Source organism: Pseudomonas sp. GNP013 (genome assembly GCF_054343995.1).
This window is the reverse complement of the sequence record NZ_JBTGUT010000001.1, coordinates 4,416,122-4,430,541: the sequence shown is the minus strand read 5'-3', so window position 1 is coordinate 4,430,541 and position 14,420 is coordinate 4,416,122. Positions and strand designations below refer to the sequence as shown.

General features: G+C 63.2%; 8 protein-coding genes. 6 read left to right on the top strand and 2 right to left on the bottom strand.

What is annotated here, in order from left to right; all coding sequences use genetic code 11:
* Window positions 1-503: 503 nt before the first annotated feature.
* The gene (locus ACXX81_RS19595) at window positions 504-2,174 is read right to left on the bottom strand and encodes a diguanylate cyclase (protein ID WP_458572235.1); all 1,671 of its coding nucleotides are present in this window, start codon (window positions 2,172-2,174) and stop codon (window positions 504-506) included.
* Window positions 2,175-2,474: 300 nt separating this feature from the next.
* Here ACXX81_RS19595 and ACXX81_RS19590 point away from each other — a divergent pair, with 300 nt between their 5' ends.
* The 5 genes from ACXX81_RS19590 (at window position 2,475) to ACXX81_RS19570 (ending at window position 7,722) form a co-directional block, all read left to right on the top strand.
* Window positions 2,475-3,542, top strand: coding sequence for a DUF2333 family protein (locus tag ACXX81_RS19590; protein WP_209988107.1), 1,068 nt, complete (start codon window positions 2,475-2,477; stop codon window positions 3,540-3,542).
* 2 nt (window positions 3,543-3,544) lie between these two features.
* Window positions 3,545-4,081, top strand: a complete 537-nt coding sequence (locus tag ACXX81_RS19585; protein WP_458572234.1) for an NUDIX hydrolase — start codon at window positions 3,545-3,547, stop codon at window positions 4,079-4,081.
* A 183-nt stretch (window positions 4,082-4,264) separates the two neighbouring features.
* On the top strand, window positions 4,265-4,636 hold the full coding sequence (locus tag ACXX81_RS19580) for a translation initiation factor Sui1 (protein ID WP_209988113.1): 372 nt from the start codon (window positions 4,265-4,267) through the stop codon (window positions 4,634-4,636).
* Window positions 4,637-4,778: 142 nt separating this feature from the next.
* The gene (gene speA / locus ACXX81_RS19575; RefSeq protein WP_003233168.1) at window positions 4,779-6,692 is read left to right on the top strand and encodes an arginine decarboxylase; all 1,914 of its coding nucleotides are present in this window, start codon (window positions 4,779-4,781) and stop codon (window positions 6,690-6,692) included.
* 136 nt (window positions 6,693-6,828) lie between these two features.
* A complete protein-coding gene (locus tag ACXX81_RS19570) occupies window positions 6,829-7,722 on the top strand; it encodes an alpha/beta hydrolase (protein WP_458572233.1) in 894 nt (297 codons plus the stop codon).
* Here ACXX81_RS19570 and ACXX81_RS19565 read toward each other — a convergent pair.
* Entirely contained in the window at window positions 7,667-9,004 is a 1,338-nt protein-coding gene (locus ACXX81_RS19565; protein ID WP_322212542.1) for an MATE family efflux transporter, read from the bottom strand. The two genes, ACXX81_RS19570 and ACXX81_RS19565, sit on opposite strands and share 56 nt — an antisense overlap.
* Before the next feature lie 473 nt (window positions 9,005-9,477).
* On the opposite strand from ACXX81_RS19565, the gene ACXX81_RS19560 reads away from it, so the two are divergent.
* Window positions 9,478-14,373 (top strand): alpha-2-macroglobulin family protein, encoded by a 4,896-nt coding sequence (locus tag ACXX81_RS19560; protein ID WP_458572232.1) that lies wholly within the window; start codon window positions 9,478-9,480, stop codon window positions 14,371-14,373.
* Window positions 14,374-14,420: the final 47 nt, after the last annotated feature.

Here is a 14,420-nt window from a genome sequence, read left to right as displayed (position 1 = left end):
TGCGGCATCTGCCGAGTTTATGCCGCTGGCGTACTGGCTGAGCTGGTCAAGGTTGGCGCCCAATTCGCGCTCGGCTTGCAGCAACAGCGCCTGCGGGTCGCCGGCCAGTTTGCCGGCGGCCAGCAGCTCGGTTCTGCTGAAGGCTTCCAGGTTGGTCAGGCTGGGGCGCAGGTTTTGCGCAAGCTCGGCGGGCAATTCGTCGAGCTGTTGCAACAGGGTTTCCAGGCTCTGGCTGGCGCTGCTCAGGCGCAGGGCATCACCGCTGGCCAAGTAGTCGTCGATATTGCGCGCGGCCTGGTTCTGGAACGTCTGTGACAGGCCCAGGTAACGCTCCATGAGCAAATAGGGACGCTCCAGCGCGCGTTGCGACCACCACAGCGTCGCTCCCAGCGCCAGGCACACGGCCAGCAGCAGCAGGGTATTAAGATTGGTCAGCAGCTTCAGGCGCATGCGGGGTTTCTACCGACAGCAAAAGGTAAGCGCCTGAAGTTATTGCGTTTCCATTACATCCTTATGACGGAATCAGTCGATTCCGGTGAAAAGATGGCACTTTGATTCGGTGCGTGCGCGGCATGCACACGATTGCGTCCAGCGTGCTTGGCGCGGTACAGCGCTTCGTCGGCCTGGGCGGCCATCATCAGGCTGTCGGAATCATCGCACAGCTCCACCAGCCCGGCGCTGAAGGTGCACCACAAATCCTGCGGCTTGGCCGGGTAGTGGATTTCGGCGAAGCGCTCGCGAATTTCATCCAGCACTTTGCTGGCCGATTCCAGGTCGGTGTCGGGCATCACGATGGCAAACTCTTCGCCGCCGTAGCGCCCGATGTAGTCGGTCTTGCGCAGGCGCTGCTTGAGAAACAGCGCCAGGCTCTTGATCACGCGGTCGCCCATGGGGTGGCCGTGGCTGTCGTTGACCCGCTTGAAGTGGTCGATGTCGAGCATGGCAAAGCTCAGCGGCTTGTTCTCGCGGCGCGCGCGAAAGCTGCAGTCTTCGAGCAATTGCAGGATATGGGTGTGGTTGTACAGCCCGGTCAGGCTGTCGCGCACCATCCTCGCCTTGAGGTTACGGGCGCGGGCGGCGCGGTTGCGCACGGTGGTGATCAGGTGGCGCGGCTTGATCGGCTTGGTGAGAAAGTCGTCGCCGCCTTCGCTCATGGCGTCCAGCTGCTTGTCCAGGTCGTCTTCGGCCGACAGGTAGATGATCGGCACGCTCACGTAGCGGTCGTTGTGGCGGATGACCTTGGCCAGTTCGGTGCCGGTGCAGGCGGGCATGTACATGTCGAGGATGATCAGGTCGGGCTGGAAATCGGCCAGCTCGGCCATGGCCTGGATCGGCTCGATCAGCGTGCGGGTGACGATGCCGGCGCTGTTGAGCAGCCGCTCGGTGTGCAGCGCCTGGGCCCGCGAGTCGTCGATGATCAACACTTTATAGGGCTCGTACTGGGCGACGCAGGTGAGCACCTCGATCTTTTCCAGCAGGCTCGATGCTTCGAGGGTGCCGGTAAGGAATTCCTGGCCGCCGGCACGCACCGCCGCCAGGCGCGTCGGGGTGTCGGTTTCATGCAGGCTGAAAAACAGCAGCGGCAGTTTCTGCTCCAGTCCCTCCTGGGCTTCGGCGGCGAGCTTGAGGCCCAGGCCTGCGCCGCAGAAGTCCACGTCCATCACCAGCGCCGATGGCAGGCGCTCGGCCATGGACGAGCGAAACGCCGCCACGCTGTCCAGGGATTGCGCGCTCAGGCCAAAGAATTCCAGCTGCTTGGCCAGGCGCTCAGCGCGGTCGTGATCGGCCAGCATCACGTAGATCGGCTTGCGCATCGGCGGCAGGAACGTCTGCTCCAGTTGGTCGCCCTGGCGCAGGCCGGTGCGCGACAGGCGCTGCATCAGGCGGTTGAGATCGGTGATCAGGTGGCTGCTCAGGCGGCCGCGATTTTCGTCCACCGCTTTCAGCGATTCACCGATATGCCGCGCCAACTGGCAGTGCTCGGGCTGTTCGAAGCGCTCGGCAAAGCGCAGCAGGCGCAGGTTGGCCTCGCTGAGTTCGCAAAAGTCAGCCTCGGACCATTCGCTGCGTTGCAGGCGCTGCCAGATCTCGAGAATTTGACGCGCCTGATGAATTACCCGCTGGGCAAAATGCTGCTTGAGGCGTTCACGGCTGGGGTCTTCTGACTCGGTCATATCCTGACTACTAGTTAGGCTGCATGCTGAGGTCGACTGATGGCGCTATGCTAGCACCTCTTTCGGTCGGATGAGTGTTGTATGTCAATAAACTGCGCGCCGCTGATATTCAGTCACGGTCCTGCTCGTCGCGTCGCGCAAAAAAAAGCGTGCATCCTTTATAGTCGACTGCCCGGCAACCGCCAGTTTGCGCAAAGCCTGCGCACTGACGGGCACGATGGGTTAGGGTTGTGGTCGGAATATTTGAACGCACGCCGCCTTTTGAAGTGCATGAACTCAAGTGATTGAAAGGATATCGCCATGCTGGATTGGAAAAACCGCGCAGGCAGTGCCAAAGGCCCCGCCCCTGAGCCCAAGTCGACCCAACGCGGCTATTTGCGCAGCGTACTGATGAGCCGCGCCGTGCTCGCTGTGCTCGGCTTGTACCTGCTGGTCACCGGTGCCCTGGGCTGGTATTGGAGCGAAGAACCTGCGCTGTTTCCGGTGCAGCAGAATGCCCAGCTTGCCGCCGAGCAGGAAGGCAAGCAGATGGTGATCGGTTACACCACCGTCGAAACCCTCAAGACCGTTGTCGGCACCTTGCTGAACAAGCCAGGTGGCTACATTTCCAACGACCGCTTCCCGCCCGGCCTGTGGATGGACAACATGCCGAGCTGGGAATACGGCGTGCTGGTGCAGGTGCGTGACCTGACCCGTGCCCTGCGTAAGGATTTTGCCCGCTCCCAGTCGCAATCGGCCGAAGACGCTGACCTGGCCAAGGCCGAGCCACGCTTCAACTTCGACAACAAGAGCTGGGTGCTGCCCTCCAGCGAGTCGGAATACCAGCAAGGCATCAACTCCCTGAGCCGCTACGAAGCGCGTCTGTCCGACCCGAACCAGCGCGGCGCGCTGTTTTATGCGCGTGCCGACAACCTCAACAACTGGCTGGGCGATGTTGCTACGCGCCTGGGCTCGCTGTCGCAACGCCTGTCGGCCAGCGTGGGCCGGGTGAAACTCAACACCGCGCTGAAAACCGAGGCGCTGGCGCCAGGTGAAGTGCCGCAGGTCGACGAAGAAGTGGTGGAAACCCCATGGATGCAGATCGATAACGTGTTCTACGAAGCGCGCGGCCAGGCCTGGGCCCTGTCCCACCTGCTGCGTGCCATCGAAGTCGATTTTGCCGACGTGCTGGCCAAGAAAAACGCCACCGTCAGCGTGCGCCAGATCATTCGTGAGCTGGAGGCCTCGCAGGAACCGGTGTGGAGTCCGATGATTCTTAACGGCAGTGGCTTCGGGGTACTGGCGAATCATTCGCTGGTGATGGCCAACTATATTTCCCGAGCAAACGCTGCAGTGATCGATTTGCGTCAGCTCCTCAATCAGGGTTGATGATGGACGCTATTCAAAAAGAGGCCGCACACCGAGCGGCCTCGGATGCTGAATTGATCTGCTGGGTGGACGAGCAGGACAACCTGCTCGGCCACCTTGTACGTTCCGACCTTCGCCAGCGCGGCCTGATCGGCCGTTGCACCTTCATCTTTTTGTTCAATGCCAAAGGCGAGCTGTGTGTGCATCGGCGCACCCTCAGCAAGGCGCTGTATCCCGGGTTCTGGGACACGGCAGCCGGCGGCATGGTGGCGGCAGGGGAGAGCTACGCCGTGTCGGCGGCCCGCGAGCTTGCAGAAGAGCTTGGGGTGAGCGGGGTCGAACTGGTCGAACATGACCACTTCTACTTCGAAGACGGCGACAGCCGCCTGTGGTGCACATCCTATTCCGCCATCTGGGACGGACCGCTGTTGCTGCAGCCAGAAGAGGTCATGGAAGCGCGCTTTCTGCCCCTGGAAACCGTGCTCGCAGAGGCTGAGCAAAAGCCTTACTGCCCGGACGCCCAGGAGGGCTTGCGACGCTATCTGGCTTCACGTCGCTAAAGCGGCATGAATTGGCGCCATTTGGCCCTTAGCAAGCTGCGTTTTTGCCGTTACACTGCGCGCCTTTTCACCCGAACCGCCTTGGCGATTCGGTAGCGCTGCCCCTGCCTGAGTGGGGCTTCGCGGTCGATATTCGCCCTGTGCTAACGTCGATCAGTCTCCATCCTCCCAAGAGGATTGCCGGTGGCCAAAAAAGCCGCATCCTTCGCCGCCCTCGGTGGCCTGGTATTTTCCACCGACGCAGGTCGACACTGCCCGGACTGTCGCCAGCCCGTGGACGCCTGCCTCTGCAAACAAACCCTGATCCCCGAAGGTGACGGCATTGCCCGCGTGCGCCGCGAAAGCAAAGGCCGTGGCGGCAAGACGGTGACCACCATCACCGGCGTGCCCCTGGCCGAAGACGCGCTCAAGGAGCTGGCCACCACGCTGAAAAAGCGCTGTGGCACCGGCGGCGCATTGAAGGACGGGGTCATCGAGATCCAGGGCGATCACGTCGAACTGCTGTTGGCCGAGCTGATCAAGCTCGGTTACAAGGCCAGGAAGTCCGGCGGCTGAAGGCCGCTTGCCAACCTGTGTCTAAACTCTGCCCCGCAGGCGAGGTCTCACCTGCTTACAGGCAAATCGTCATTTTCATTCTTTAGACTGCGCCAGCCTCCGCTTGAGGTGGCGCTTTCGCCTTCATTTATAGGGGACTTCGATGTCCGTACGACGCACACGCAAAGACGATGGCAGCCAATGGACCGTTGCGGACAGCCGCAGCGTTTACGGGATTCGCCATTGGGGGGCCGGGTATTTCGCGATCAATGAAGCCGGTCGCGTCGAAGTCCGTCCGAACGGCCCGAACAGCACCCCCGTCGACCTCTACGAGCAGGTCGACCAACTGCGCAAAAGCGGCCTGTCGCTGCCGTTGCTGGTGCGCTTCCCCGATATTCTGCAAGACCGCGTGCGCCAGCTGACCGGTGCCTTCGATGCGAACATCGAGCGCCTGGAATACCAGAGCAAATACACCGCGCTGTACCCGATCAAGGTGAACCAGCAGGAAGCGGTGATCGAAAACATCATCGCTACCCAAAATGTGTCCATCGGCCTGGAAGCCGGTTCCAAGCCGGAGCTGCTGGCCGTGCTGGCCCTGGCGCCAAAAGGCGGCACCATCGTCTGCAACGGCTACAAGGACCGCGAGTTCATCCGCCTGGCGCTGATGGGCCAGAAGCTCGGTCACAACGTGTTTATCGTGATCGAGAAAGAATCCGAAGTTGAGCTGGTGATCGAAGAGGCCGCGTCGCTGAAGGTCAAGCCACAGGTGGGCCTGCGCGTGCGCCTGTCGTCCCTGGCGTCGAGCAAGTGGGCGGACACCGGTGGCGAGAAGTCCAAGTTCGGTCTGTCGGCGGCGCAATTGCTGTCGGTGGTCGAGCGCTTCCGCGCGGCCGGCCTGGACCAGGGCATCCGCCTGCTGCACTTTCACATGGGCTCGCAGATCGCCAACCTGGCCGACTACCAGCACGGGTTCAAGGAAGCCATTCGTTACTACGGCGAACTGCGCAACCTCGGCCTGCCGGTGGACCACATCGACGTCGGCGGTGGCCTGGGCGTGGACTACGACGGTACCCACTCGCGCAACGCCAGCTCGATCAACTATGACATGGATGACTACGCCGGCGTGGTGGTGGGCATGCTCAAGGAGTTCTGCGACGCGCAGAGCCTGCCGCACCCGAACATCTTCTCCGAAAGCGGCCGCTCGCTGACCGCCCACCACGCCATGCTGGTGGTGCAGGTCACCGACGTCGAGAAACACAACGACGAAATCCCGACCATCGAAAACAAGGAAAGCCTGCCGGAAACCGTGCAATGGCTGGTGGACCTGCTGGGGCCGACCGACATCGAGATGGTCACCGAGACCTACTGGCGCGCCACCCACTACATGAGCGACGTGGCCACCCAGTACGCCGACGGCAAACTGACCCTGGCCGAAAAAGCCCTGGCCGAACAATGCTACTTCGCCGTGTGCCGCCGCCTGCACAACTCGCTCAAGGCGCGTCAGCGTTCCCACCGCCAGGTGCTGGACGAACTCAACGACAAGCTGGCCGACAAGTACATCTGCAACTTCTCGGTCTTCCAGAGCCTGCCGGACACCTGGGCCATCGGCCAGGTGCTGCCGATCCTGCCGTTGCACCGCCTCGACGAAGAGCCGCTGCGCCGCGCGGTGCTGCAGGACCTGACCTGCGACTCCGACGGCAAGATCAAGCAGTACGTCGACGAGCAGAGCATCGAAACCAGCCTGCCGGTGCACGCCCTCAACGAAGGCGAAGACTACCTGCTGGGTATCTTCCTGGTGGGCGCATACCAGGAAATTCTGGGCGACATGCACAACCTGTTCGGTGACACCGACTCGGTGAACATCTACCAGCGCGAAGACGGTTCGGTGTACAGCGCCGGCATCGAGACCCACGACACCATCGAAGACATGCTGCGTTATGTGCATTTGTCGCCGGAGGAGTTGATGACCCACTACCGCGACAAGTGCGCGAGCGCGAAGATCTCCGCGTCGGAACGCACGCAGTTCCTGGACGCGTTGCGTTTGGGCCTGACGCGCTCTTCGTACCTGTCCTCGTAACCCATGCGGGAGGGGGCTTGCTCCCGATTGCGGTTTGTCAGTTGATGCATGTGTTGACTGACACACTGCCATCGGGAACAAGCCCCCTCCCACATTTGAAGCACTGCTGATCCTGAAATTTTGTGGGGGCTGAGCAATGTCGCGCAAATGGCTGCAAATGTTCACCCTGGCGATGGCTGCCTTCATGGCCGCCTGCTCGCCCATCAAAGTGCTCAACGCACTCACGCCCTCCAGCACCTTCACCAAAACACTCGCAATCGCCTATGGCAGCGACCCCCGGCAGAAGCTCGATGTCTACCGGCCACTCCCGGCCGTCTCGAATGCCCCCGTGGTGGTGTTTTTCTACGGCGGCAGCTGGAACAGTGGCTCCAGAGAAGATTACGGTTTTGTCGGCGAAGCCCTGGCTTCGCGCGGCATTGTGGTGGTGATTGCCGATTACCGGCTTTACCCGCAGGTGCGTTACCCCGCGTTTCTTCAGGACGGCGCCAAGGCAGTGGCCTGGGCCGTTCAGCACAGCGCGGACAACGGCGCCGACCCTAGGCGCCTCTACGTGATGGGCCACAGCTCCGGCGCCTACAACGCTTCGATGCTGGCGCTGGATGCACGCTGGCTTAAAGAGGTGGGCCTGGCACCGTCGGTATTCAAAGGCTGGATTGGCCTGGCCGGGCCTTATGACTTTCTGCCGATTGAAAATCCGGACGTGAAACCGGTGTTTTTCTTCCCTGATTCACCGCCGGATTCGCAGCCGATCAACCATGTCAGCGCTGCGGCGCCGCCCAGCCTGTTGATTGCTTCCAACGATGACAACCTGGTCAATCCCACGCGCAATACCGGTGGGCTGGCTGAACGACTGGCGGCGGCAGGCGTGCCGGTGCAGACGTTTTACTTCGGTCGCACCAACCACCAGACGCTGGTGGCGGCCCTGTCCAAACCCCTGCGTTGGCTGGCGCCGGTGCTGGAGCGCGTCACGGCATTCATCCAAGCCAGCGACCCTGTCGATTCAAGCGCCAGGCAATTGCCCACAAGGTAAGGCTGCGCACGGCCATGAACAGCAGGAAGCTGATCCACAGGCCGTGGTTGCCGTAACCCTGCAACAGCCAGGCGATGGGCAGCAGGATCAACACCGTCAGCAGCATGCCGTTGCGCATCTCCCGCGCGCGGGTGGCGCCGATAAACAGCCCGTCGAGTACGTAACTCCACACCGCAATCAGCGGCAGCACGGCCAGATAGGGCAGGTAGCGGTCGGCGGTGTCGCGCACGCTGGGGATGTCGGTCTGCATGGCGATAAACAGATGGCCGGCGAAGGTGAACAGCAGGGCGAACCCGACGCTGGCGATCAGTGACCAGCCGCAGGCGACGATCAGTGAGCGGCGCAGGGCCTGGCGGTCGTGGGCGCCGATGGCGTGACCGCACAGGGCTTCCACCGCGTGGGCCAGGCCGTCCAGCGCGTGGGCGGTCAGCAACAGGCCATTGAGCAGCAGCGCATTGGCCGCCACCGTGGCATCGCCCAAGCGCGCGCCTTGCACGGTGATCATGAAAAACACCGACTGCAAGGCCAGGCTGCGGATAAAAATATCGCGGTTGACCGCCAGCAGCGGGCGCCAGTTCTGCCACACCTTGAGCGCGGCCCAGGCGATCTGTCCGGGGTAGGCGCGCAGGGCTTTTTGCGTCAGGGCCAGGCCCAGCAGGGCGCCGGTCCATTCGGCGATCACCGACGCGCGGGCGGAGCCGACCACGCCCCAATCCAGGCCGAGCACGAACCACAGGTTGAGTGCGATGTTCACCAGGTTGGTGGTCAGCAGAATCGCCAGCGGTGCACGGGCGTTCTGCGTGCCGAGAAACCAGCCGACCAGGGCGTAGCTGGCCAGCGCGGCAGGCAGGCCGAACAGGCGGGTGTGGAAAAACTCGCGGGTGAGCTGGCCCAGTTCGGGCGAGGGCTGCATCCATTCCAGCGCCAGATGGCTGAGGGGTATGCCCACGGTGCCGAGCAGCATCGCCAGGCCCAGCGCCAGCAGCAGACCCTGCAGCAGAATTTGCCGCAACGCCGCGCCGTCATTGCGCCCGGCAGCCTGGGCGGCAAAGCCGGTGGAGCCCATGCGCAGAAAGCCCATGGCCCAGGCGAGGAAGGTATACAGCGTGGCCCCGACCGCGACGGCGCCCAACTGATGGGCGTGAGGCAAGTGGCCGATGACCATGCTGTCCACCAGCGCCACCAGCGGCACGGAAATATTCGAAAGAATCATCGGCGCCGCCAGCGCCCAGACACGGCGATGAGTGGGGCGGTCGCGCCAGTCGTTCAGTAAGGTCGGCATGGGGACTCCTTCGGGGAGCGGCATTGTAACCTCGTATTAACCACACCAAGGAACCAATGTGGGAGGCAGTGTCGCGCAGCAAACAGAGTCTCTGTGGCAAGCCCTAATGCCGTTCAGTTAAGGAAAATGTGTGGGCTTATTGTGGCGAGCGGGCTTGCCCCGCGTTGGGATGCGAAGCGCCCCCAATCGAGCAAAACGCGGTGTACCTGATACGGCTCAGCGCCTGGCTTTGGGGCTGCTGCGCAGCCCAACGCAGGACAAGCCTGCTCGCCACAGGGAGTCTGCGCTTAACTGAACGGCATTATGGCAAGCCCGCTCGCCACAGGAGTGGGCTTGCCTGACGTTTCAGGTTTTAAAATCAACCCGTTATTTTGTGTTTGATAAAAGGTCTCTCCACCTTTTGATCTCCAGCGGCAGTCTCGCTACGGCTGATATATAGTTCACACCCGGTTCCCTCTCACTACGAGTGCCCCATGCTTAACAAAGGATTGTTCCTGGCCTGTGCGCTGGCCCTGCTGAGCGCCTGCGATTCCTCCGATAAACCGGCTGCACCGTCTGCGCCCAGCGCGGCGGCGGTGCCCAAGTCGGCCAAGGCGGCGCCGGATGTGGCGGCGTTGAAGCAACGCTACGCCGGGCGCGAGTTGAGCGTGGTGGACGTGTCCGAAGTACAGCTGGACGGGGCCAGTACCTTGTCGGTGAGCTTTTCCATCCCGTTGGATCCGGACCAGAAATTCGCCGACAAGCTGCATCTGGTCGACAGCAAGTCCGGCAAGGTCGATGGCGCCTGGGAGCTGTCCGACAACCTCATGGAACTGCGCCTGCGTCATCTTGAGCCGCAGCGCAAACTGGTGCTCACCGTCGACCCCGGTGTGAAGGCGGTGAACAACAATCTGCTGCCCGCCGAATACAGCGCGCGCCTGGAAACCCGTGACCTGCAGGCCACCGTCGGCTTCGCCAGCCGCGGCACTCTGTTGCCCACGCGTCTGGCCGAAGGTTTGCCGGTGATCGCGCTGAATGTCGACAAGATCGATGTGGAGTTCTTCCGCATCAAGCCCGAATCCCTGCCCACGTTCCTCGCGCAATGGGGGCGCAACACCAGCCTGCAAAGCTATGAATCCCAGGAACTGCTGCCCCTGGCCGACCTGGTCTACGGCGGCCGCTTCGACCTGAACCCGGCGCGCAACACCCGTGAAACCCTGTTGTTGCCGATCGCCGGCCTCAAGCAATTGCAGCAGCCAGGCGTGTACCTGGCGGTGATGCGCGCGTCGGGCACCTACAACTATTCGCAACCGGCCACGCTGTTCACCTTGAGTGATATCGGCCTGTCGGTGCACCGCTACGCCAATCGCCTGGATGTGTTCACCCAGGCGCTGGAAGGCGGCAAGGCGCTGGAGGGCGTCGAGCTTGAAGTGCTGGACGCCGAGGGCCGCGTATTGGGTCAGGGCAAGACCGAACAGGGCGGCCACGCCGAGTTGCCGCTGCCGAAAAAGGCCCAGGTGCTGCTGGCCAAACAGGGCGAGCAAACCAGCCTGTTGCGTCTGGACAGCGCGGCGTTGGACCTGGCCGAATTCGATATCGGCGGGCAACCGTCACACCCGTTGCAGTTTTTTGTGTTTGGCCCGCGCGACCTGTATCGCCCCGGCGAAACCGTGCTGCTCAATGCCCTGCTGCGCGACAAGGACGGCAACGCCGTCAAGCCGCAGCCGGTGAGCGTCGAGGTGCGCCGCCCGGACGAACAGGTGAGCCGCAAATTCGTGTGGGAGGCCGATGCCTCTGGCCTCTATCAATACCCCTTGCAACTGGCCGGCGAAGCGCCGACCGGGCGCTGGCAACTGGTGTTCGACCTGGGCGACGGCAAACCGCAGTTGTATGAATTTCTCGTCGAGGATTTCCTGCCCGAGCGGTTGGCGCTGGAACTCAAGGGCAGCGACACCGCGCTGAGCCCGGCGGACAACCCGGTCATCCAGGTAAATGGGCGCTACCTGTACGGCGCCCCGGCGTCGGGCAATCGGGTCAGCGGCCAGGTCTACGTGCGCCCGCTGCGCGAAGCGGTCAAGTCGCTGCCGGGTTACCAGTTCGGCTCGGTCACCGAAGAAGAGCTGAGCCAGGATTTCGAGCTGGACGAAAGCGTGCTCGACGCCAAGGGCCAGCAGGCGTTGACCCTGGAAAGCAAATGGGCCGAGGCCAAATCACCGCTGCAGCTGATCGTGCAGGCCAGCCTGCAGGAGTCCGGCGGACGCCCGATCACCCGGCGTCTGGTGCAGCCGATCTGGCCGGCCGAGCAGCTGCCGGGCCTGCGCGGGCTGTTTGACGGCAAGGAAACCAATGGTGACGGCCCGGCGGAATTCGAAGTGCTGGTGGCCAACCAGGCGGGGCAGAAACTTGCCGCGCAGAACCTCAAGGTGCGCCTGGTGCGCGAGCGTCGTGACTACTACTGGAACTACTCCGACAACGACGGCTGGAGCTATCACTTCAACGAAAAATTCCTCAACCTCGACGAGCAGACCCTCAATATCAAGGCCGGCGATACCGCCAGGGTCAGCTTCCAGGTCGAGTGGGGCCCTTACCGCGTCGAGGTTGAAGACCCACAGACCGGGCTGGTCAGCAGCCTGCGGTTCTGGGCCGGCTACCAGTCCCAGGACAACACTGAAGGCGGCGCCGTGCGGCCGGATCAGGTCAAGCTGGCGCTGGATAAACCCGCCTATGGCGACGGCGACACCGCCAACGTCACGGTGACGCCGCCGGCGGCCGGTAAGGGCTACCTGCTGGTGGAATCCGCCGAAGGGCCGTTGTGGTGGCAGGAAATCGACGTGCCGGCCGAAGGCAAAAGCTTCGCCGTTAAACTCGACCCGACATGGGCGCGGCATGACCTGTACGTCAGCGCCCTGGTGGTTCGTCCCGGCGAGCGCAAGGCCAATATCACCCCCAAGCGCGCCGTGGGCCTGCTGCACCTGCCGCTGGATCGCACCCAGCGCAAACTCGGCCTGACCCTCACAGCGCCGGAAAAAATGCGCCCCAAACAACCGCTGACGGTGAAAATTGCCGCCAAAAATGCCGACGGCAGCGTACCCAGGCAGGTGCATGTGCTGCTGGCGGCGGTGGACGTGGGCATCCTCAATATCACCGAATACCCGACGCCCGACCCGTACTCCAGCCTGTTCGGCCGCAAGGCCTACGGGGTCGATCAGTTCGACATCTACGGCCAGTTGATCGAAGCCGGGCAGGGCCGTCTGGCCAGCCTGGCGTTCGGTGGCGACGCCGCGCTGGCCAAGGGCGGCAAGCGCCCGGACACCAGCGTGACCATCGTCGCCCTGCAAAGCGCGCCGGTCACCTTGAACGAGCAGGGTGAGGGCGAAGTCAGCGTCAATATCCCCGACTTCAACGGCGAACTGCGCCTGATGGCCCAGGCCTGGAGCGATGACCGCTACGGCATGGCCGAGGGCAAGACGGTGATCGCCGCACCGCTGATCGCTGAATTGTCGGCGCCGCGCTTTCTGGCCGGTGGCGACCAGACCACCCTGGCGCTGGACCTGTCCAACCTGTCAGGCAAGGCGCAGAAACTGGAAGTGCAGTTGAGCGCCGAAGGGCAACTGGAGCTGGTCAATGGCGGTGCGCAAACCGTCGAGTTGAAACAGGGCCAGCGCACCACGTTGCACATTCCGGTGAAAGCCTGGGGCGGCCTGGGGCAGGGCAAGGTCAAGGTGAGCGTCAATGGCCTGGACTTGCCGGGCGAAAACCTGCCGCCGTTCAGCCGCGAATGGACCCTGGGCGTGCGCCCGGCCTACCCGGCGTTGCTCAAACACTACCGTGCGGTGCTCAAGGACCAGCCGTGGAGCCTGCCGGCGGGTGCGCTGGATCAGTTCGATGCCTCCGGGCGTGAGGCGCTGTTGAGCCTGTCGAGCCGGCCGCCGTTGAACCTGGGCGCGCAAATCGCGGCGCTCAAGGCGTATCCCTACGGTTGCCTGGAGCAAACCGCCAGCGGTCTGTACCCGTCGCTGTATGCCGATGAGGCGTTGCTCAAGCGCCTGAGCATCAAGGGCGAACCGGACGCCGAGCGCAAGCGCAAGATCGAGCTGGGCATCGAGCGTCTGCTGGGCATGCAGCGCTATAACGGCAGCTTTGGCCTGTGGGGCGCCGATGGCGAGGAGGAATACTGGCTGACCGCCTACGTCACCGACTTCCTGCTGCGCGCCCGCGACCAGGGTTTTGCCGTGCCGCCTGACGCCTTGAAAAAAGCCAGTGAGCGCCTGCTGCGCTATGTGCAGGAGCGCAACCTGATCGAGGTGGACTACAGCGACAACGCCGAACACACCCGCTTTGCCGTGCAGGCTTACGCCGGCATGGTGCTGGCGCGCAGTCAGCAGGCGCCGTTGGGCGCATTGCGCAGCATTTTCGAGCGACGCAGCGACGCGCGCTCCGGGTTGCCGCTGGTGCAATTGTCCATCGCTTTGCAGAAGATGGGCGACCAGCCACGTGCCGATCAGGCATTGCAGGCAGGGCTCGCCGCCCAGCGCAGCGCCAAGGAATGGCTGGCCGACTACGGCAGCCCGCTGCGCGATCAGGCGATGATCCTGGCGTTGCTGGAGGAAAATGACTTGGCCAAGGGTACGCGTGAAGAGCGCCTGTTCAGCTTGTCGGACCAGTTGGCGGCCAGTCCGTACCTGTCGACCCAGGAGCGCAATTCACTGTTCCTGGCCGGGCGGCTCGGGTTTGCCCAGCCCGAGGCGAACTGGCAGGTCGCCTTGACCGGCAGCGGCGGTGCGCAGGCACTGAACAACCAGCACTCGACTGTGCAACTGGATGACAAGTCGCTGTCGGGCGACCTCAGCCTGAGCAATGGGGGTGAAACGCCGGTGTATCAGCAACTGACGATCTCGGGTTATCCACAAGTGCCACCGGCGCCGGGCGGCGACAACCTGAATATCCGCCGCGAATACCTGGGCATGAACGGCCAGCCGTTGAACCTGCGTAACCTCAACAGCGGCGACCTGGTGCTGGTGCACTTGACGGTCGGTGCCAAACAGCGCGTGCCGGATGCGCTGGTGGTGGACCTGCTGCCGGCCGGTCTGGAGCTGGAAAACCAGAACCTGGCGCAAAGCGCCGCCAGCCTTGAGAACGCCAGCAGCCAGGTGAAGGAATGGCGCGAGTCGATGCAGAACGCATCGCTCAAACATCAGGAGTTCCGCGATGACCGCTATGTGGCGGCGCTGAGCCTGGACGGCTACGGCGCCACGCACCTGCTGTACCTGGCGCGTGCGGTCACCCCGGGCACCTACCGTGTGCCGCCGCCGCAGGTGGAGTCGATGTACCGGCCGAACTGGCAGGCGGTGGGCGAGACTCCGGCAGACATGGTGATCAAGGGCCGCTGACGGCCCGATGTGTAAGGGGGCAAATGTGGGAGGGAGCCAGCGCTCTC